This window comes from Flavivirga jejuensis, assembly GCF_030540765.1.
Lineage (GTDB): Bacteria > Bacteroidota > Bacteroidia > Flavobacteriales > Flavobacteriaceae > Flavivirga > Flavivirga jejuensis.
The window spans coordinates 188,954-211,577 of sequence record NZ_JAUOEL010000009.1; the positions used below are offsets into that span (position 1 = coordinate 188,954).

Annotated in this window: 12 protein-coding genes; 7 read left to right on the forward strand and 5 right to left on the reverse strand. The window is 32.7% G+C overall.

The genetic code is table 11. From position 1 onward, the window contains the following. The first annotated feature begins 253 nt into the window (after nt 1-253). The 3 genes from accD to Q4Q40_RS21915 all read left to right on the forward strand — a co-directional run bounded on the left by accD (nt 254) and on the right by Q4Q40_RS21915 (nt 4,022). Entirely contained in the window at nt 254-1,111 is an 858-nt protein-coding gene (accD, locus tag Q4Q40_RS21905; RefSeq protein WP_303304194.1) for an acetyl-CoA carboxylase, carboxyltransferase subunit beta, read from the forward strand. Nucleotides 1,112-1,240: 129 nt separating this feature from the next. Next, complete coding sequence (rpsO, locus tag Q4Q40_RS21910) at nt 1,241-1,510, forward strand: 30S ribosomal protein S15 (RefSeq protein ID WP_303304195.1); 270 nt, start codon at nt 1,241-1,243, stop codon at nt 1,508-1,510. Nucleotides 1,511-1,769: 259 nt separating this feature from the next. Further along, entirely contained in the window at nt 1,770-4,022 is a 2,253-nt protein-coding gene (locus Q4Q40_RS21915; RefSeq protein WP_303304196.1) for a polyribonucleotide nucleotidyltransferase, read from the forward strand. 439 nt (nt 4,023-4,461) lie between these two features. Here the strand turns inward: Q4Q40_RS21915 and Q4Q40_RS21920 are convergent, their stop codons facing one another. The 5 genes from Q4Q40_RS21920 to Q4Q40_RS21940 form a co-directional block, all read right to left on the reverse strand. After that, nucleotides 4,462-5,694 (reverse strand): hypothetical protein, encoded by a 1,233-nt coding sequence (locus Q4Q40_RS21920; protein ID WP_303304197.1) that lies wholly within the window; start codon nt 5,692-5,694, stop codon nt 4,462-4,464. Between the two features lie 585 nt (nt 5,695-6,279). Then, a complete protein-coding gene (locus Q4Q40_RS21925; protein WP_303304198.1) occupies nt 6,280-7,038 on the reverse strand; it encodes a T9SS type A sorting domain-containing protein in 759 nt (252 codons plus the stop codon). Nucleotides 7,039-7,085: 47 nt separating this feature from the next. Then, entirely contained in the window at nt 7,086-8,279 is a 1,194-nt protein-coding gene (locus Q4Q40_RS21930) for a hypothetical protein (protein ID WP_303304199.1), read from the reverse strand. Between the two features lie 102 nt (nt 8,280-8,381). Next, on the reverse strand, nt 8,382-10,211 hold the full coding sequence (locus Q4Q40_RS21935) for a RagB/SusD family nutrient uptake outer membrane protein (protein WP_303304200.1): 1,830 nt from the start codon (nt 10,209-10,211) through the stop codon (nt 8,382-8,384). 36 nt (nt 10,212-10,247) lie between these two features. Beyond that, nucleotides 10,248-13,394: a SusC/RagA family TonB-linked outer membrane protein gene (locus Q4Q40_RS21940; RefSeq protein WP_303304201.1), complete on the reverse strand. Its 3,147-nt coding sequence runs from the start codon at nt 13,392-13,394 to the stop codon at nt 10,248-10,250. Nucleotides 13,395-13,745: 351 nt separating this feature from the next. On the opposite strand from Q4Q40_RS21940, the gene Q4Q40_RS21945 reads away from it, so the two are divergent. From Q4Q40_RS21945 to Q4Q40_RS21960, 4 genes are all read left to right on the forward strand, one after another. Continuing rightward, nucleotides 13,746-17,924: a hybrid sensor histidine kinase/response regulator transcription factor gene (locus Q4Q40_RS21945; protein WP_303304202.1), complete on the forward strand. Its 4,179-nt coding sequence runs from the start codon at nt 13,746-13,748 to the stop codon at nt 17,922-17,924. Nucleotides 17,925-18,546: 622 nt separating this feature from the next. Then, nucleotides 18,547-20,349, forward strand: a complete 1,803-nt coding sequence (locus Q4Q40_RS21950; protein ID WP_303304203.1) for an alpha-L-fucosidase — start codon at nt 18,547-18,549, stop codon at nt 20,347-20,349. Between the two features lie 510 nt (nt 20,350-20,859). Next, nucleotides 20,860-21,813: a YHYH protein gene (locus tag Q4Q40_RS21955; RefSeq protein WP_303304204.1), complete on the forward strand. Its 954-nt coding sequence runs from the start codon at nt 20,860-20,862 to the stop codon at nt 21,811-21,813. 29 nt (nt 21,814-21,842) lie between these two features. Next, nucleotides 21,843-22,451: a hypothetical protein gene (locus tag Q4Q40_RS21960; protein ID WP_303304205.1), complete on the forward strand. Its 609-nt coding sequence runs from the start codon at nt 21,843-21,845 to the stop codon at nt 22,449-22,451. The last annotated feature ends 173 nt before the right edge of the window (nt 22,452-22,624 follow it).

Genomic DNA, 22,624 nt, shown 5'->3' on the forward strand with positions numbered 1-22,624 from the left:
TCAGAAAATAAAAACTATTGAGTTAAAAAATCATTAGGGCGTTACCTCAAAATTAAAAAAAGGTTTAATTTTGCGCTTAGGCTTTTGGCAGTCACTTCTAAATAAAACTTAGGATGGCTTTAATAAATACCTCAAATATGAAATATTGATGATTTTATATTTTATAAAATTAAAGAATAAATAATCCTTAACACGAATAACGTTTACTAAGATTAAAAATCCAACAATCGTTAATCTAAAATCGTAAATCACTATGTCTTGGTTTAAAAGAAAAACAAAAGGAATAACTACAACAACTCAGGAGAAAAAAGATACACCAAAAGGTCTTTGGTATAAATCTCCCACAGGGAAAGTTGTTGATGCAGAAGAATTAGAAAAAAACTTCTATGTAAGCCCAGAAGATGGCTATCATGTACGCATAGGAAGTAAGGAATACTTCGAAATATTATTTGACGATAATGAATTTAAAGAATTAGATGCTAGTTTAGAATCTAAAGACCCTCTTAAATTTAGCGATACAAAAAAATATCCAGAGCGTTTAAAAACAGCACAAGATAAAACCAATTTAAAAGATGCTGTTCGTACAGCTATTGGAAAATCTAAAGGAAAAGATCTAGTAGTCGCTTGTATGGATTTTGCTTTTATTGGTGGTTCTATGGGGAGTGTTGTAGGTGAAAAAATTGCACGTGCTGCAGATTACTCATTAAAGAACAACATTCCTTTAATGGTTATATCTAAATCTGGGGGAGCAAGAATGATGGAAGCTGCATTATCTTTAATGCAATTAGCTAAAACATCTGTAAAATTAGCACAATTAGCAGATGCACAAATCCCATATATTTCTTTGTGTACAGACCCAACTACAGGTGGTACAACGGCATCATTTGCTATGTTAGGCGATATTAACATTAGCGAACCAGGAGCTTTAATTGGCTTTGCAGGACCTCGAATTGTAAGAGATACAACAGGAAAAGAATTACCAGAAGGCTTTCAAACTGCTGAGTTTTTATTAGAACATGGGTTCTTAGATTTTATAACAGTAAGAAATGAGTTGAAAAACAAGGTAAACAAATACCTTGATTTAATAACAAATCAACCATTAAGAGCATAAAATAAAAAGCGGTTAAATAGTAACTTTTTCTTTTTAATAGATATTCTTGCAAATAATTAAAAATGACTATATTTGCCGCTCGAAAGACAGACTTTCGTTTACATAACAATTATTTACAATAATATTAGCATGTATTTAGATCAAAAAGAAAAAGAAGCCATCTTTAAAAAACACGGTAAAGATGCAAAAGACACAGGTTCTGCAGAAGGGCAAATCGCATTGTTCACTTACAGAATTAATCACCTAACAGAACATTTAAAACAAAATCGTAAAGATTTTAACACAGAACGTTCGTTAGTAAAATTAGTAGGAAAGCGTAGTGCTTTACTAAATTACTTAATTAAGAAAGATATCTTAAGATATCGTGCTATAATAAAAGAATTAGGATTAAGAAAATAATTAAAAGAGGCTTAACAAAGCCTCTTTTTTGTTTTAATATTAAAAAAAGTTACATGTCATTACGAGCAAGTTGTAACTAACCTGTGCTTAGCACAGTTGAAACATGGTAATCTCACAAAAAAGGCAGATTACCCATCATACACAAAAGTATGATGCGCAATGACACTATTTATGAAGAAGCTAATTACAGTTTTTCATTGGTCTTAACAACTACACACAACAACACAACGACCATTGTTTAATTAGAATTAAAAAATTTATGATTCCACAAGTTTTTAAAGAGGTCATAGACCTAGGTGACGGTAGAGAAATTTCTATTGAAACTGGAAAATTAGCAAAACAAGCGCATGGTAGCGTTGTTGTGCAATCTGGAAAATGTATGTTATTATGTACAGTTGTTTCCAATTACAAACAAGCAGATGTAGACTTTTTACCTTTAACGGTAGATTACAGAGAAAAATTTGCTGCCGCTGGACGTTATCCAGGAGGTTTCTTTAAAAGAGAAGCAAGACCAAGTGACGGAGAAGTTCTAACAATGCGTTTAGTAGACCGTGTTTTACGTCCGTTATTCCCAAAAGATTATCATGCAGAAACGCAAGTGATGATTCAATTAATGTCTCATGATGACGATGTTATGCCTGAAGCTATGGCTGGTTTAGCAGCTTCTGCAGCCATTCAATTATCAGATCTCCCATTTGAATGCGCTATCTCTGAAGTTAGAGTTGGTCGTGTTAACGGTGAATTTGTAATCAACCCAACAAGAGAACAATTAGAAGCATCTGATATAGAAATGATGATTGGTGCTTCAGCTGATTCTGTAATGATGGTTGAGGGTGAGATGGATGAAATTTCTGAAGAAGAAATGGCCGATGCTATCAAATTTGCTCACGAGGCTATTAAAGTACAAATTGCTGCGCAATTGCGTTTAGCAGAAGCTTTTGGTAAAAAAGAGGTTCGCGAGTATGAAACTGCTGAAGTAAATGAAGATTTACAAAAAAGAATACACGATTTAGCTTACGATAAATGTTATGCTATTGCTAAGAAGGGAACTTCTAAAGCAGAACGTGGTGAGGCATTTGCTGAAGTAAAAGAAGAAGTTAAAGCTACTTTTACTGAAGAAGAGATGGAAGAATTTGGTCATCTTGTTGAGGGTTATTACAGTAAAGCCGAAAAAGAAGCTGTTCGTGAATTAACTTTAAGCGAAGGTTTACGTTTAGATGGTAGAAAAACTGACGAAATTAGACCTATCTGGTGTGAGATAGATTACTTACCATCTACACATGGTTCGTCTATTTTTTCACGTGGTGAAACACAAGCTTTAGCAACAGTAACTTTAGGAACATCCAGAGATTCAAATAAAATAGATATGCCTTCTTACGAAGGTGAAGAAAATTTCTATTTACATTATAACTTCCCTCCTTTTTGTACAGGTGAAGCTAGACCACTAAGAGGAACTTCTAGAAGAGAAGTTGGTCATGGTAACTTAGCGCAACGTGGATTAAAAGGAATGATTCCTGAAGATTGTCCTTATACAGTACGTGTGGTATCTGAAGTATTAGAATCTAACGGTTCTTCTTCAATGGCAACAGTTTGTGCTGGTACAATGGCATTAATGGATGCTGGGGTTCAAATGACAAGACCTGTTTCTGGTATTGCTATGGGATTAATTTCTGATGGTGATCGTTATGCTGTATTGTCTGATATTTTAGGTGATGAAGATCACTTAGGAGATATGGATTTTAAAGTAACTGGTACTTCTGAAGGAATTACAGCTTGCCAGATGGATATTAAAATTAAAGGATTAAGTTACGAGATTTTAGTAAATGCACTAAAACAAGCTCGTGAAGGTCGTTTACATATCTTAGGTAAAATTACAGATACGATTGCTGCTCCTAATGCTGAAGTTAAAGAGCATGCACCAACAATGGTAACAAGACGTATTCCTAACGAATTTATAGGAGCGTTAATTGGTCCTGGTGGAAAAGTAATTCAAGAAATGCAAAAAGAAACAGAAACCACTATCGTTATTAACGAAGATCCTGTAACTGAAGAAGGTATTGTTGAAGTTTTAGGTGTAGGTTCTGAAGGTATTAATATTGTTTTAGCAAAAATTGATTCTTTATTATTTAAACCAGCCGTTGGTAGCGTTTACGAAGTAAAAGTTATTAAAATGCTTGATTTTGGAGCTGTTGTTGAATATATGGATGCTCCTGGAAATGAGGTTTTATTACACGTAAGTGAATTAGCTTGGGAACGCACAGAAAATGTATCAGACGTAGTAAATATGGGTGATGTTTTTGATGTGAAGTATTTTGGTCAAGATCCAAGAACACGTAAAGAAAAAGTATCTCGTAAAGCTATTTTACCAAAACCAGAAGGTTATGTAGCAAGACCACCAAGAGAAAGTAATGGTCGTGATAACCGTGGAAGAGATAACAGAGGTAGAGACAATCGTGGACGTGATAACCGTCGTGACGATAGAAAACCTAGAGAAGATAAAAAAGAAGGTTAATTAATCTCTTTATAATCTATAAGCTAAAAAACCTCTCAATTTAAATTGAGAGGTTTTTTTATATGGCATGTACCCATAACCAGTACTCTCATACACTCCATGAGTTTCAAATAATTAATGCGCCCCTTTTTCTTTTATCATCTTATTGGGTTTGTAATGACACAATCGTCTTTATAACTAACAATTAATAACCACATTCCTTTATTATTACGAAAGGCACTTTAGCAAAGAATATTGATTTTAAATATCTTAATGCTTAAAATCAAGGATTAAAACAGTATTTTGTCATGTCAATGTCAGACAGAACGAAGCATGAGTGACGAGACATCTCATAAAGATGAAATGCCTTCTCAAAAGCTACGTTTCATATCTTCAAACAAAATATATTTTGTTTTCGATTAAAATTTAACATTTTATCTACTTTTTCAAACTGAAAACTTTAATTACTAGATATTAATGGTCGTAGATTATCTGTCCTTGTGCCCGATCCCGATTCATTTACCATGAGCGTTGAATAAATATCTGCTAGTTCAGATCCAGAAGGAATCTGAGAAGGTGTATAAATTCTTGGAGCAGGGATCTCTGCTGCTAATGTAGATAACAGGCTACTCATATCTGCACTTAAGCCACTTCTAGGTACTATATACATGGTTTGTTCAACTATTGAATAATTGGGCAGGTAACCATTGGTTAGAATGGCTGGAAAAACACCTATTCCCGTATCCCATTCTAATGTATTTAAGACATATGAAGATTGAGAATTACTAGATATAACATTGTTTTTACCATAAACGATACCTACAGCATCCTTAGTAGTTTTATTATTTTTGTTAAAAACTACTGCATACCCATTAGTATTAGAAGCTTCAAAAAACGGATAACTTGGTATGTTTGAATCATGTGCATACCACCAAGTTGGATCTCCCGCACTATCTAAGCCTAAAGCTAGCCCATTAAATACATTGTCATCACCTTTCATTGGTGTCCAACCTTCAAAATATAAATCATTCCATTGCTTTGTTACCCCATTAAGTTTAGGTTGACCTATTGAAACTACACGATATACTTTTAAAAATCCTCGTGTATCGTATGAATAACGTATTAAAGCAGTATGATTTCCCGTAATAACCGATTGATTGCCTAGTTTCCATTGTAAATCCGCCTTCCCATAAACTTCAATTTCTGTATTAGCTGTATTTATTTTTACATCTTGGGTTTGATGCAATTGGTTTGTAAAAGTACCACCTTGAGTAACATTATACCGTTGTTCAAATTCTGGTCCAGAATAATTCAAATTTCTAATTGCATCAAAACTCCAAATAGTCCACTGGATTATCCTATCAGTTTTCTCGCCACTAAAGCTTGGAGAAAGCAATGCTTTAAAAGATTCTGTCCTATCTCGCATTTCTGAAATAGCTCCTGTTGTACCTATACGAAAATCATAGGTAGCCACTCCATTATCAAATAAAATAAACCAAATATCATTCTGATATAGATTTACAGAACCTGTCCAGGTAGTTGCCGCTGCTGCTGCACTTGAACTAACGGTCTTTTGAAAAACTAACTCATTTTGGCTAATTTCATTTTCACTGGTCTCATTTACATAACTACATTTAATATTGAACATATATATACCACATAAAAGCAAATACATAATTATTATTTTTTTCATTTTAAAAAATTTAGGTGTAACAAATATTGAACTCATCCATATATTTTTTTGATTGAAAACCAGATAAAAGACAAAGGAATTCCAACTATTTTTCCAGAAAATAGAAAAAATCAATTCATACTTTATCTTCTATAATCCAACCTTATTTTCTTGTCATTTTTAGAATTTCGCATATAATTAAAATGAATAACCTATAAAGCAGCGCTTCAAGGCTATTCATTTAATTAAAGATGACGCTATTAAATAATCACTACCATCCATAGTATTAATTTACAGTATGGAGACATAAAACGTCTGAATCACATACAAAACGAACACGATTAGATGCTATTTTTACTAACACAATAGAATATAAAAACTCACTCTCAAGGTTAAGGTATTAGAAATACTGTGTTAATCTTAGAGTCTGTTTAAAATTTCGTCAATTATTTTTTTATGCCTCTTTTTACGCATTATTTCGTTAAAATTTTGAACCGTAACTGGTTATGTTTAAAAATTTCACCTTATACTGCATCAAAAATAGCCTACAAAAATTCTAATCACAAAATCTTAAACAGACTCTTAAAATTCAATTCCGATTACAAACTAATTTATCAATAGTTTATTAGTAATCGTTTTATTCTCACTTTTAATTGATACGATGTACATACCCGATTTTAAGTGATGTTCAATTGAATGTAACTTATTAGATACATCTTTTTCATTATAAACTAACTTACCTGTTAAATCGTGAATATCTATTGAAGCTTTAGCTCCTAAGGTGCTAAGATCAATATTAATCTTATCTGTTGCTGGGTTAGGATATACCTTAACGGTTTCTAAAGTTAAATCATTGGTTCCAAGTGAACCATCAGAAACTAATACAATATTATCATAGTAAACCGTTCCGTTTTGCATAATAATATGCATTTCTCTATAATCATAAGTAGGTATTGCTGATATGTCATAGTCTAATTTCACCCAAGTATTAACATTTGCAGCTCCAACACCTATTGTAACTGAGAAATTTGCAGTGCTGCTGATAGACTCAGCAAAAGTCACAGTTATAAACCTATCTACTGGAGAATAAACCATAAGGCTTATCGTTTTAATATCAGAACTAATAACACCAGTATCATTGTCTAAACGAAAACCTGGCCAGTCTGCAGAACTTACAAGTTCTACTGACTGTGAACTTGTATTAATACCTGATGGAGACGGATTAGCGACAGCGTTAGTTGTAGCAGAATATACAAACCAATCTGCGAGTGAACCATCTTCAAAATCATAAGTTACTGTTTGTGCAATTATACCGCAAAAAGCAGTTAATAAATAAATAGTTAATAAGGATAATTTTGTTTTCATAATTTAAGTATTTAGTATTTGGTTAATAATATTTTAAAAGTGTGATATTAATCTATAGGCGCTAATGCGCTAAGATTATCTGTTGCTGTTCCCGATAGCAATCTATTTGCCATAAGTGTTGCATAAATGGTTTCTAATTCAGATCCAGAAGGAATTTCGCTAGGAGTATAAATTTTAGGTGCTGATATTTCGTTAACCATGTCGTCTAATTCAGTTTTCATTGCTTCGGTTAAACCTTGACGAGGCACGATATAAAGTGTTTGTTCAACAAGAGAATGAGCTGGTATAACAGACTCTGATTTTATGGCTGGTAAAATCCCTATCCCTGTATTCCAAGGCAATAAGTTAAGCACATGTTTTGCTGTACCAGATGTTTCTACATTACCTTTTCCGTAAACAACACCTACGGCATCTTTAGTACTATATTTTGAAGTGTTGTATGCAATCGCATAACCTTCGGTTGTAGATGCCTCTAAAAATGGATAAGAAGGTATTCCTGAAAGCCATTGGTACCATAAATCTGGAGCACCAGAACTATTTAATGATAACGCCAAACCATCAAATGCACTAGAACCACCTAACATAGGTGTCCATCCTTCAAAGTAAAAATCGGACCATTGCTGTGCTACACCATTTAATTTAGGCTCAGCAACTGAAACCGCACGATATATTTTTATAGATCCATTTGTTTGAATGGTATATCTTGTTAATGCAGCATGTGTTCCTGTCATAGCATTTTGATTCTCTTCCTGCCATTGTAATTTTGGGTTGCTATATACATCTACTTGATTTTTTTCTGCATTTACAGTTACCGAAATGATCTCAGATAATTGATTAATTCCTGTACCTCCTTGAGTTACATTATAACGTTGTTTGTTTAATAGTTCTAAATCTTCAGTGTTTTTTATATCACCATTTATACTCCATAGCGTCCATTGTATAATACGGTCTGTTTGTTCTCCATTATAAGATGGAGATAGTAAATTTTCAGACGATTCGGTAAGGTCTCTGATTTCTGACATAGCTCCTCCAGTTCCAATTCTAAAATCATAATACGGTTCTCCATTCCCGTTTAAAACAAGCCATAAATCGGTACCGTCTGAAGTTACTGTTCCTGTCCATGTTACTGGTTCATTTAGATCTATAACTTCTTCCTCAGAATCATCAGAATTACCTCCACAGCTAACAAGTAAGATTAAGCATAGAATTAAATATGCATATAGGTTTTTTGCTTTTTTCATAATTTAGTTTTATAAATATTTTGACGTTTTATAACGTCTCTATTATTTGTAAATAGGAACAGAGTATATCGAAAGATTGATACACTCTGTTCTCAATTTATATTAATTATAACCTGGATTTTCGATTAAATTTGAGTTCGCTCCAGTACGGGATAATGATATAGGGAAATAATACATTTTTTCATAAAAATTAGGAGCATCTGTAGTTCCATCGTAATTATTTATTACCGATACCTTATACTTTTGGGTTGTATAATCTAAAACATACTTAAGTCCAGAAAATGATCTTGTTAATTCTGTAGTAGCTATTCTCCAACGGCGTAAATCCCAATAACGGTGGCCTTCAAAAGCTAATTCTACTCTACGTTCATGACGAATTTGATCCAAAGTCACAGATCCTAAAGTAGCTATACCTGCTCTGGTTCTTATTTGGTTTACAGCTGTTAAAGCATCTCCTGTATAGCCTAATTCCATAGCAGCCTCTGCATAATTCAATAAAGTTTCTCCTAAACGGAATACTTGATAATCTGTTCCTGAATTTGACCAAGTAGAACCAATATCTACATCTTCATCCAGGTACTTCATAACTCCAAATCCAGTACCAAACCCAATCCAAAACCATTGGTCTCCCCATGCAGAAACACCGTTATAGGCTTCATTTTGATTATTAAGAACAGTCCCATCTGGTGTAATTAACCCACTATGAAAATCTACAATACCATCTCTCCATGGCGTTTCCATTGTCCATAGAGTTGCAAAAAAGCGAGGATCTTTATTTCCCCACAATTCATCCATACTCCATAATTTGCTTCCAAGTAAAGCTCTATCTAACGTACCTGTAGATCCGTCTTTATATTCAAATGCTTCAGCCATTTCAAGGTATGGCGTATTACCCATTCCAATATTCCATGCATGAGGTTTTGGACGTTGCACAAAATCATAACCCCATGTACCACCTCCACCACCTAAGGCATCAACATAATTATGGTGTTTTGCAAAAATCACTTCACTGTGGTTTTTAGTAACAAACACATTTCTAAAATTCATTACTTTATCAGTTCCTTCATCTAATAAAGCATAACCACCATCGTTTATAATTTCATTTGCTGCATCATAAGATATTTGAAAATAGGTATCGGGACTGGCAGAAATACCAACAAGACCTTCTAATTGTACAGTGCCATACTTGGCTATACTTCCAGCGTATAAAGCGGCTCTTGATTGTAAATGTAAAGCGGTCCATTTACAAGGGCGACCAAAATTTTTATCACTACTTAATATATTAGCAATATCTGTACATTCTGAAATAATAAAATCATAAACTTCCTGTTCCTTATTCCTAGCTGGATATAGCTCCTCTTCTGAATCATCAAGACTTTGTACATTGGTAATAAGTGGTACGCCTCCATAACGTTTTACCATTTGAAAATAATTAAAAGCTCTTAGAAAACGAGCTTCTGCTATTTTTGAAGCGGCTAATTCACTATCAATTGGTGAATCTGGAAGCCTTTCAATAAGCATATTTAAATTTCTAATAATGTAATATGCATTTTCCCACCAAGGCAACGGATTTGAATTAACATTCATTCTACCTGCCTTATTCCCTACACCATTTCCAGCAATATCCCATCCTCCTTTGCCTTCATCTGCAAAGTTATTAATCACTAAAGGACCGTAACACTGTTCTGAATTTTCTAAATCCCAACTATCTGTTATAGGTGATCCAACACCCCATTCTGCTATATAGGAACTAGATTCATTAACCATCACTGATGTTAAGCTATATTGATTTGTAAGAAATGCCTCGATTAACACAGGATCATTCCAAACCGTAGCATCTGTTATAAGGTCTAGTGGTTCCTTATCTAAAACATCTTGGCATGATGTAATTACCAAGAAAAGTAACAATATTATGTGTGCGCTTTTTTTCATTTCCTTATATTTTATTATTATCATTTTATATATTTTTTACAATGACAAATTCATCCCTAAACTTATTGTACGCTGTTGCGGATAAACTTTCAGAGAACCAGATAGAACTTCGGGGTCTACACCATAATCACTTAAAGAACTAATAGTAAAAAGATTGGTCCCCGCTGCATATATTCTTAAATTAACAATACCCAACTTATCTAGTGTTGATTGAGGGAATTGATATGATAGCGATGCTGTTTTTAAACGAATGTAGGATGTGTCTTTTAATCTATAGTCTGAAGCATACCCATTAGAACTCGCACCCCCAAGTCTGGAGACCAACGCATTGGGATCGTTGTTCTCTTCCGTCCAACGTAAATTATACATCACTTCATTTTGGTACTCAGTAACGTTAACATTAGTACTATATCCAAAAGCACCTTGAAATAATGTTGTTAAAGTAAAATTCTTATATTGAAATAATGTATTAAGACCATAGGTCCAATGTGGAAATGCCCCTTTCCCTATCTCTGTTTGGTCTTTCCAATTAAGTACGCCATCGTTGTTCAAATCTTTATATTTAACATCTCCTGGCATAAGCGTACTATTTCCTCCTAATTCTTCATAGGTAAAATCAAGCGCATTTATTTCGTCAAGCGAAGTAAACAACCCATCAGACACATACCCCATGACACGATCTGTCCATTCTCCCGATTGTTTATAAAGCCTTTCTTGATCTGGATCATCATATTCTGGTTCTTCATAATAATCCCATTTTGAACGTGACCAAGATATATTTCCGCTTATATCATATGAAAAATCACCAGAACTACCTTTAGTTCCAATAGACAAATCAAAACCACGATCATTTAAACTATTAAGGTTTTCTGGAGGTAACGAAGAGCCAAAAGTAGAAGGCAACGAAGTAATTCGCGTGGCAGGAATACCTGTTCTTTCTCGGTAAAAGGCCTCAATAGATCCATATATTTTTTGATTATTAAATGAAAAATCTATTCCTGTATTGTAGATGGCCATTTTCTCCCAAGTCAAAAAAGGATTAGATAAACCTGTTATGTATAACCCTGATAATTGCCCTTCATCAAATATCACTGAGCCTAATGTTGAATAACCCGATAAATATTGAAAATCACCTACAGCATCATTTCCAGATTCTCCATAACTGGCTCTAAGCTTTAAATTGTCAAGATTACTTATATTTCTCATAAACTTTTCCCTATTAATTACCCATCCTAAAGATATGCTAGGGAAATACCCCCATCTATTTTCAGAAGGGAACTTAGCAGAGGCATCAGCCCGAAAAATAGTTTCTAAAAGATAACGGTTATCAAAGCTATAATTCAATCTACCAACATAACTCATACGTCCCATTTCGCTTGCAGAACCATCATTACCCATTCCTGTTGTACTCCCTATAAATAATTGATCTATTGAAGGTGTTAACAAATCGGTACGCGAAGCACTCAAATAATTTGATTTATAACCAATTGACTCATAAAGAGCTAAAGCTGTAATTTCATGTTTATTGGCAAATTTATTATTATAATTAAGCGAATATTGTTGAGTAAATACACTGCTTCTATAAGCCGCTTCAGAAAGGTTGCTTTCACTAAACGATGCAGATGCTGTATATTCATCATTGGCAGGATTATAAGTCCAAAAAACAATTGGTTTCTGGTATCTTTTGGTGTACACATCCGAAGTAACATAATTAACATTTGCTTTTGCTTGCAATCCTTCAATCCATTTAAAATCATAAGTTAATGTTGTAATACCTCGAAGGTTTTTATCATTACTACGATTATATCCCATTAAATCAATATTTGAAACGGTTGCAATACTTCCCACATCTATACCGCCCCATGGCACTTTTGTTGCATCTGGCAAAGTTGCTGGATACCAAGGTCTTGTTCTGTAATAATCCTGCCAAAACGCTCCTTCATTATCCAACCCTCTAACTGGAAAATTTTTGTCTTTAAAGGCTAAAGAAAGATCTATCGATATTTTTAAATCATCTGTAATATTGGCATCAACATTAGATTGAGCATTATAACGTTGGTAATCCCCTCCATTAGTTTTAACCATTGTCTCCTGCTTGGCATATCCAAAATAGCCAAAGTATTTTATGTTCTCGCTACCACCACGCACTGATAAATTGTGGTTTTGTTGTGGCGCCCAGTCACGAAAAGTATGATCATACCAATCAGTATTTAAATAAGCAGGATCGCCACCTTCATAAAACTTATCGATAGCTTCTTGAGTCCATGGTGCAGTTGCTGGGTCTCCTCCACTTTGTATATGCTGCTCTCTTTCCATTTCTGCTATTTGACCAGAACTGGCAGGGTGAAGAATACTCGTTACCCCTTGCAAAGTATATGAACTATTAAGCGTAATTATTGGTTTTTGATTTTTCCCGCGTTTCGTTTTCACTAATATGACACCATTTCCAGCACGTGCACCATAAATGGAAGCAGCACCATCCTTTAGAATTGAAATTGATTCTATTTGATTTGGATCAAGACTGTTTAAATCTCCTTCAATACCATCTACAATAACCAATGCAGCTCCAAAACCACGAATCCTTAATGTTGCCGCATCACTACCTGGGAGTCCACTTGACTGCAAAGCTGACAGACCTGGCAACTGTCCTACAAGGGCATTGGCAGCACTAGTAATTGGTGCCACTGTTAGTTTTTCTGATTTTATACTCGCAACTGAACCTGTTAAATTCCCTTTTTTCTGAGTTCCATACCCAACTATCACGACCTCATCTAGCTGTGAAGCTTCCTCTTCCATGATAATATTTATTTTATTTTGGCCACCTACTAAAACGGTTTGGTTTTTCATTCCTACATAAGAAAATGAAATAACCTCTCCTGTATTAGCACTAACCGTATAAGTCCCGTCAAAATCACTTAATGCACCTTTTTTTGTCCCTACTACAAGAATATTCACACCAGGCAAAGGCTCCCCATTTTTATCCGTAATAATACCAGTAACAGTTTGTTGTAATATATTTTTATTTGTAATAATAGTTTTTAAGCTCCAATCATTAACAACTGCTTCTGTTTTTGCATTGACCTTTAGAAGAAATGCAAAAAACAAAAACATGCTTAATTGCAGTTTTATGCTGGACGGTTTTATTCCAACATAAATTCTTTTTTCTAATATAGATTTTTTCATAAATTTTGGTTTAGTTTTAATTTGGTGTAAATTTTAAATAATTATACAGTAACTGATTGCTCCTATCTAACATCTTTTTGCTTAAATCTAACATTACAATAATATGGCTAAATAAAATGAACAGATCGCGCATATTATGGCAAAAAACTCACAAATCACTAAAAAACAATAGACTACACACCAGTTTACGCTTCTCGAATTTTCAAAAAATCGTGCCTATTTGAATACAAAAACAAGTCTCTCGAAGAAGATTTTGTGTTTTTAGACACAAGCTAACCCCATACTTTTTTAACATGAAATTGATATATTTGAGAAATAAACAGTTACAAATTCCAAGTTTTAGGTTACGTTATGACAACAAATAGAAAGATATTTTTTATTGTATTCTTATTGGAAATAATCCTGTTTGGACTTACCAATTCATTTACAATTGGAGCTCAAAATTTTGAAAGATTTTCTAATAAAGAAGGTTTTAACCAAAACTCAATTAGTACTATAGAACAGGATCTCTATGGGAACATATGGTTTGGAACACCTAATGGTTTAATAAAGTATGATGGATACGAATTTAAAACGTACAATACTCAATCCAAAACAAATGGAAATATTATTAGTAACGTTATTACTCATTTGTACAATGATCAAAATGGTGTATTATGGATAGGAACCAATCTTGGTCTTACTATTTATATTCCATGGATTGAAAAGTTTTATACAATTCCCCTAGATAGAAAAGTTTATGTCAATAGAATTACTTCTGACCAAAATGGACGTATTTGGTTTTGTGGAAATAACCAATTATATGTTTGCGAACTCTTAGATGCTGAAAAAGGAAAGATTAAGCGCTCCGACAATTTTCTAAGTTCTCAACTTAAAAACGTACAACTCAATGATTTTAGTTTTAAAGACCAAAACTCATTGATTCTAGCAACTACTATGGGCTTAAAAAAATTGACTTTTAATAAAGACGCACCATATAATACTTTAAAAGAGAGCACACTCTCGAATTTTGATGCTTTTCAAAATAAAAATATCAAATCAATTTTAAATAAAAATAATATTTTTTGGCTGGGTACTACCCAAGGTGTTTTTAAAGTAACATTAGACGCCAATAGGGTTCATGAACTAATGGCTTTTGGCAATTTAGAAAATGTAGAATCACCAAAATTACCTTTATTTATCAATACAGTTTTTGAAGATCATTCTGGTGCTGTTTGGGTGGGCACAACTGCTAATGGACTCTACAAATACGATGAAAAAGAAAACAACTTTGAGCATTTTACCTATGATTCTAAAAATGAATCCGGTTTGAGCAGCTTATACATTAGAGCCTTATACCAAGATGATTTTAATGTGTTGTGGATTGGAACTGCCCAAGGAGGTATTAATAAATTAGATTTAACACAAAAAACATTTATCAATTATTCACATAATCCGTATGATGATGAATCTATTTCAGATAATCTAATTACATCCATTTTAGAAGACTCCAAAGGAAATCTCTGGATTTCAGGATATAACAAACCCCTTGTTAGGGCGACACATATCGTTACCGATAAAACTGTGGATAAATTAAAATTTGAAAATTTAGAAAAGCATATAAAACTAGCCGATAATGATATTGTACGATGCATTTATGAAGATAGAAAAGGATATATTTGGTTAGGCACGGAATACAACATTATTGTTTATAACCCAAAAACCAATGTGTTTAAAAAAGTTTTTCTTAAAAATTCAGAAAAGGGTACAGAAAATTCTACAAGATGTATCTATCAAATTGATGATAATCATATATTACTCGCAGGAAATAAAGTTTCTATTTCAGAAAACCCATGGAATGAAATTAAAAATAGTGAAATACCGCTACTAAATATAAAATCTGATATTAATTTAACCCCTAAAAGAGCTCAATGTATTTTAAAAGACACCAATAATACTTTGTGGATTGGAACTAGTAATGGACTTTTACATACGACGTTTAACGGGGAAGACATTCTTATAAATCAAAAATATACCGATAATAAGAATGACAAAATCACTTTAAGTACTAATGATATATTTTCACTTCATAAAGACAATAAAAATCATTTATGGGTAGGCACTTTTGGTGGGGGCATTAATAAAATGTATTTGGATGAGCAAGGATCTCCTGCCAGAATAGAATATTTTAGAAAAAACGATATTTTACCAGATGATGCCATATATGGTATTTTACAACAAGATGAGTCTCATTTATGGTTAAGTACAGATATGGGTTTGGTAAAATTCGATATAGAAAAAAACATAACAGACTTATACGATGTTAGAGACGGTTTGGCTCAAAACAACTTTAGGGAAGCTGCCTATTTTAAAGGAAACTCAGGCTATTTTTATTTTGGGGGCTTAAATGGTTTGACCATCTTTAACCCCGAAAACATTATACCAAACATACAACCTCCTAACATTTTAATTTCAGACCTGCTAATTAATAACAAGTCTATAAAAATTGGCGAAAAGCTTAATAATAAAGTTGTTCTTAAGAAATCTATCTCAGAAACAGAAAACATCTCTGTTAGTCAAAATCAACAAATCATATCATTTAATGTTATTGTACAACATACCACAACACCTTCAAAAAATAAATTAGCATACAAATTAGAAGGCTTTAATGATGAATGGGTAGAAAACGAATCGGGCAAAGCAACCATTACTTATACCAATCTATCAGCAGGAAACTATGTATTTAAAGTAAAGGCTGCAAATGGAGATCATATTTGGAGTGAAACCTCAAAAAGTTTAAACCTTAAAATTTTACCTCCATGGTATAATACTTGGTGGAGTTATTTAATATTTATTATTACAACCCTAACAATTACCATTGGAATAATAATTTATTTTGTTAACCATGAGCGCCTGAAACAACGTCTTAAATACGAAACATTAGACAAAGAACGAACAGAACAGGTTAATCAAGGTAAGTTTCGTTATTTTACAAATCTATCTCATGAATTCAGGACACCGTTAACACTTATATCTGGTCCTATAGAGTATATGCTGAATCATAATTCTGACCCAAACAACAACAAATACTTAGCAATTGTACAAAAGAATACAGAAAGACTATTAAGTCTCGTTAATCAATTAATTACATTTAGGCAAGCTGAAGAAGGTCGCGTTTATCTAAATCTTGTTAAATATACTTTAGGAGATTTTATTTACCCTATAACTGAAGCTTTTGAAAATTATGCTATTGAAAAAAACATCAATTTCTTTTATAAGGTAAATAACGCAAACGAAGACATTGTAATAGATGTACAAAAATTTGAACGTATCATTTTTAATCTATTATCTAATTCTTTTAAGAATACCCCATCACAGGGCGATATTAGTATTGAAGCAAAAATTAATTTTAATTCTGGTCAAAAAACAATCCAAATAGATGTTATTGATACAGGAAGAGGCATTCCAAAAGAAAATATAGAGAACATCTTTGAACGCTTTTACCAATTAGGAAATAACCAGGGAAATATTAGCGGAGGAGGTATTGGTCTAGCATTCTGCAAATCTTTGGTTAATCTACTAGAAGGAAGTATCACCGCCACTAGCAATCCTGGAGTTGAAACGCGCTTTTCAGTAATCATACCATTAAAAGATCTTGATGACTATGAGTACGAAAAACCTAAAGGTTCTAATCAGTCATTCATTAAAAACTGGATACCATTATCTCCAAATATAATTGATTCTGAAAATAAATTATATAATTCCGAAAACGAAAAACAACATTCTATTTTAGTGGTTGAAAATGAAGTAGATGTTCAAAATTTTCTAAAGAGTACACTTTCAGAAAAATATAATATAACTACTGCTAACAATGGCAAAGAAGCTCTTGAAAAAATTAAAATGGGTGAACCCGATTTAATAGTAAGCGATGTTATGATGCCAGAAATGGACGGTTATGAACTTTGTAAAAAACTAAAATCGGCTCCAGACACATGCCATTTACCTATTTTATTATTAACCGCACTTGGAGACAACGAAAACTTAATTAAAGGTTTGGAGTTTGGAGCAGATGAATATATAAGTAAGCCGTTTTCATTAAAACATTTACAATTACGTATAGAAAAATTAATTCAATATAAAATTCAAATAAAAGAATACTTTTCTAAAAACAGTCAGCTTCCCAAAGGGAAAAAGGAAATAAAAATATCGAAAAGAGATGAAGATTTTCTAAAAAAAACCATTGATATTATAGATAAAAACCTTTCAGATTCTAATTTTGGTGTTGGAGAACTATCAAAAGAAATGGGCTTTAGTACCACCCATTTTTATAGACGTTTAAAACAGTTAACAGGTCAAGTTCCTAGTATTTATATAAAAAATTTCAGATTACAACGCGCTGCCGAATTATTAAAAAATAATGAAGGGCATAATGTTTCTGAGGTCATGTATCAAATAGGAATCGAATCGAACTCTCATTTTTCAACATCGTTTAAGAAACTATATGGATTATCTCCATCAGAATATATAAAGGACGAAAAATCATCTTCATAAAATAATTTTGTTTTTTAAACTATACCTGTTTATTACTAAACCATTGATCCGCACAAAAAATTTTAATTAACGTATGGATAGACCTGTTTATGGATCATAGTTCACAAATCACGAATCTTGCAATTCTACGGGAATAATAACTTCAAAGAAACCCCAGAAATAAATCTTAGGAAAATTCTTTTCGATTAAAATCAATTATCTATTAAGAAGAATGATCCAATCTGTTTTACACATCAATTTGGTTGATATAAGCAAAAACATGTAAGATAAGAGAGGAAAAAAGACCTTTGTTTTCATGTACTTAGCAGTCTAATATATTTACATCGTAATAATAGATTTTGATTGTCTGTAACCATCAATAATTAGATTTATTTTAATTTTTTTTGATAAAAGGTAAGAGATAAATTTATTCAGTTTTTACGACATTAAAAAAAAGTAAAGAAGCTCACAAGCTTTATTTTAAGGAAGAAAGGGATAACGAGAAAGAACAATGGTGTAAAGTTCCCATGTGTCATTTTTGATTCGGTATAAAACTATGTTTTTAATAATTACCACAAAAAACAGAAGGATGACTAAAAACGGACAATCATAGCAGATTAGTAAAAAACATAAAATCAATACAATGAATAGAAAAAATAAAAAAAGACATATCTTATTATTTATTACGGCAATATTTATAATGAATACGTCATATTCCCAAAAAAAGAAATCCCAAGAAATGGATAAAATGTGGGGAGACGATCAAGTTAAAGTGGATGCTTTAAAAAACGGTAAGGGTAAATTATTTGACGAAGGAAACTTTGGAATGTTTATTCACTGGGGGCTTTATTCACACCTAGCTGGTAAATGGGATAACAAAACGTATTATGGTATTGGAGAGTGGATTATGCATCCTCGAGTAGCAAATATACCTCCTAATGAATATATGGAAGTTGCTAAGGAGTTTAACCCTGTAAATTTTGATGCTAAAAAAATAGCAAAATTAGCCAAAGATGCTGGCATGAAATACATTATCATTACCAGCAAGCATCACGATGGTTTTGCGATGTTTAAAAGTAAAGTTAATGCGTTTAATATTGTAGATGCCACCCCATTTGCACGAGATCCTATGAAAGAATTATCTGCAGCTTGCCATGAGTTAGGTCTGGGATTTGGTTTTTACTACTCTCATAATCAAGACTGGACTGCTCCAGGAGGAAATGGTGGTCCAGAAACTAACAAAAAAGGTAAAAAAGTAAATTTTAAAGACTATTTCTATAAAAAATGTAAACCTCAAGTAAAAGAAATTTGCACAAATTATGGACAAATAGATTTCGTTTGGTTTGATACACCTGGTGATATGCCAAAAGAGTATGTCTTAGAATTGGCAGATATGGTTCGCGATTTGCAACCAAAAGCTATGATGTGTAGTCGTGTGGGGCATGGTATGGGAGACTACGCTAGTAAAGGTGATATGGAAGTGCCTACACAAAACATTCCTGGGCTCTGGGAAACTTGCGATACAAATAACGATTCATGGTCGTATGCATGGTACGACAATAATTTTAAGAGTCCCAAAGAAATTCTTAGCAGATTAATAGAAACAATAGGAAGAGGAGGTACCTATTTGTTTAATGTGGGACCAAATCCTAAGGGCGAAATTCCTAAAGTAGGGGTTAATTTTTTAGAAGAAGCTGGAGCATGGATTAAGAAATACCCACAAGTAGTTTATGCCGCTGGACCGTCTCCATGGGGATATAAGCTGCCTTGGGGAGATGTTACTACAAAAGATAATTCATTGTTTCTTTCTGTTTTCGATTGGCCTAAAGACAAAAAATTATATTTACCAGGATTAGAAAATAAAATACAATCGGTAGTGATATTAAATGGCAATAAATCTAATGAGATTACCTATTCCAAAGAAAAGGATTGGATTGTTTTGGATTTACCTATTGCCGCTCCCGATAATTTAATATCAGTTATTGAAGTAAAATTAAAAACAGAAGCTGCTAAGGTTAAAATAGAGTCGCACATTGGAATTTATCCCAATACAGAAAATATATTATTAAGTGAATTTGCTGAAGTTAAAAATGCTGAAGAGAAAACCGTAAAATGGATGGAAAAATTTGGTGAATGGAAACATGTAAACCAAATTAGTAATTGGGAAGATAATGGATCTGTTACCTGGGAAGTCAACGTTCAAAAACCAGGTTACTTTTATCTAGAACTATGTTATAGCGGCTCAGATAGGTTGGTTTGGAAAACAGAAACAGATGAGGGTATTATGATACAAAACCAACAGGCAGCTACTGAAAAATATGTGTTTTACAACATGGGTATTTTAGAGTTTAAAACGGCAGGTACACACACCATAACCACATCGTTAGTTGAAGGCAATAAAAAAACATCGAGCTTAAAATCTTTATCATTAAAGCCTATAAACTAAGCTTTAACACTATTAGTCAGCTCCTCTAACCAGGCGTTTTTATAATATTAAAAACAGTAATTTAGATAAGGGTAGATAATAGATGGAGAAACCTCTCCTCTATTATTTACCTTTTTCTTTAAGTTTTTTTTAGTTCCATTTATAATTCCCACTTTTTTTCAACAATTCCTTTACCGATCGCTACTGCTGAATTGACTTTCAAAGGGTTTTATACATTATTGAAGTATTAATACCATAACTTCTAATAGCTGAATACTCTTTTATCCAACCTAAACTCTTTTTTTTATATTTGAAGTAAAATAGTGTTTTAACAAAAAAAAGGATTCTCAAAAAACACCTAATAGCGTTATTTATCTAAAAAAACAGTATGAAGTTACTCTATGCAAACATTTAATAGATGAACTACACCTGTAGATTTTCAAGGAATTATCTTGATTAAATCAAATTATAGCACAAGGAATTTGGTAATGTTGCATCTAAACTCTTAAAATAAAGATTTCAATTATGAAAATGAAAAAAAAATTAGTGAGTCCCCTTTTATTTTTATCACTTTTTTTATCACTTACTGTTTTACAATCCTGCGGTAGTGATGATAGTGAAGTAGAAGAGGAAGAAGACACTGAATGTGTACAACAAGAAGTTATTAATGGATCTGGCGATTGTTCAGTTGAATTAGATATTGAACAGGAAGTATCAATTACTATTGATGGAGACTATAGAATTGTTGTAACTAACAATATACCTAATCATTTAGTTGGTGTGTTTCAAAATGCCGACGTAAGTGCTCAAAGTGAAACATATTCAATTACTACAAGCCCAGAAGACACGGGTGAATTAGTTTGGCTTCAAGGTGACAGCGGTCCAGAATATATGTTTGGAATCTTGTTAAACGGTGTAGAACTAGACCCCATTGCTGCAGAACCATGGCCACATAGTGATTTAGGTATCATGGATCCAGATGTAAATTGGGATTGGAATTTAGAGGCATTAACAGCTCCTATTGGTCTAGATTGTAACTATGCTCATGTGCAACCTACTGGTAAATACCACTACCATGGTGCACCCACGATTCAAGATTTGTTCGCTAATGCAGATGGCACCGAAATGGTTCTAGTAGGTTGGGCTGCCGATGGTTTCCCTATTTATTATAAATATGCTTATACAAACGCAACCGATAATTCTTCTGAAATAATAGCTATGACATCTAGTTATCAAATTATAGATGGCTACAGACCAGGAGATGGCATTACGGCGCCTTGCTCTGAATACAATGGTGCTTACTCTGCAGATTATGAATACATAGCAGGTTTAGGAACATTAGACGAAACTAATGGTAGAACTGGAGTTACACCAGAATTTCCTGATGGAACATATTATTATGTATTAACTGATGGTGATGAATTTCCAAGTATTCCAAGGTATTTTAGAGGCACACCTTCTGATGATTTTAAACAAGGTAGATAATTTACTTACAGTATAACTTATAAAACCTTATGATTAAGTTAATAATAACTAACCTCTCTGTGTTCATGTGCATCCTTTTTGGATATGCACATGATGCTGATGAAGCTTATTTTGAAATTACAACTCAAAAGTATCATACTATTATTGAGGCTGAATTTCCTTGGACGATTCGTAATGCTTTAATTGCATATGACTCTAACTTTAGTAATGCCAAAACTATTGAAGACATAAATGTTATCTTTTTTAACTATGTAAAAGAAAAATTCAAAATTTTTGATTCTAATGACAATCCATTAGCTTTACAAAAAGTAAAGTTAATTAAGGATAAAAACCATAGCCACTCTACAAATTACACTATTATATTTAAAGGTACAGAAATAGCAAAAATATCTAATTCCATGCTTTTAGAATATAATAACTCTCAAGAAAATCATCATTTCTACTCACTTAATAACAAATTAAAAGGAGAAGCTATTACAGATATATTATCGCCTTCTTTCAATATAAAATCAAAACAGAAAAGTACTCAGAATATTTATTTAATAATAAGTGTTTCTATATTAACAGCAATAATAGGTTTCTATCTTTTTTTAAGAATAAAAAAAAGCAGTTCTAATGGTTCCAAAGGATCGATATAACTGAAAAACAAGAACTAAGGATCGGAGAATTTTAGGTGAAATTTTATTTTATTGTAACTTTTTAACATTTTCGAGTCTAAATACAAGGAAAGTGAAAATAATTTGAAATTTTTTGTAACATTATACGACATATATACGTATAACTACTGAACGCCCTAATATTCGGATAAAAA

Bases quoted from the DNA above. Each gene is read 5' to 3' on its own strand.
- Q4Q40_RS21960 (WP_303304205.1), top strand. From the start codon at position 21,843: ATGATTAAGTTAATAATAACTAACCTCTCTGTGTTCATGTGCATCCTT.
- rpsO (WP_303304195.1), top strand. From the start codon at position 1,241: ATGTATTTAGATCAAAAAGAAAAAGAAGCCATCTTTAAAAAACACGGT.
- Q4Q40_RS21915 (WP_303304196.1), top strand. From the start codon at position 1,770: ATGATTCCACAAGTTTTTAAAGAGGTCATAGACCTAGGTGACGGTAGA.
- accD (WP_303304194.1), top strand. From the start codon at position 254: ATGTCTTGGTTTAAAAGAAAAACAAAAGGAATAACTACAACAACTCAG.
- Q4Q40_RS21950 (WP_303304203.1), top strand. From the start codon at position 18,547: ATGAATAGAAAAAATAAAAAAAGACATATCTTATTATTTATTACGGCA.
- Q4Q40_RS21925 (WP_303304198.1), bottom strand. From the start codon at position 7,038: ATGAAAACAAAATTATCCTTATTAACTATTTATTTATTAACTGCTTTT.
- Q4Q40_RS21955 (WP_303304204.1), top strand. From the start codon at position 20,860: ATGAAAAAAAAATTAGTGAGTCCCCTTTTATTTTTATCACTTTTTTTA.
- Q4Q40_RS21945 (WP_303304202.1), top strand. From the start codon at position 13,746: ATGACAACAAATAGAAAGATATTTTTTATTGTATTCTTATTGGAAATA.
- Q4Q40_RS21930 (WP_303304199.1), bottom strand. From the start codon at position 8,279: ATGAAAAAAGCAAAAAACCTATATGCATATTTAATTCTATGCTTAATC.
- Q4Q40_RS21935 (WP_303304200.1), bottom strand. From the start codon at position 10,211: ATGAAAAAAAGCGCACACATAATATTGTTACTTTTCTTGGTAATTACA.
- Q4Q40_RS21940 (WP_303304201.1), bottom strand. From the start codon at position 13,394: ATGAAAAAATCTATATTAGAAAAAAGAATTTATGTTGGAATAAAACCG.
- Q4Q40_RS21920 (WP_303304197.1), bottom strand. From the start codon at position 5,694: ATGAAAAAAATAATAATTATGTATTTGCTTTTATGTGGTATATATATG.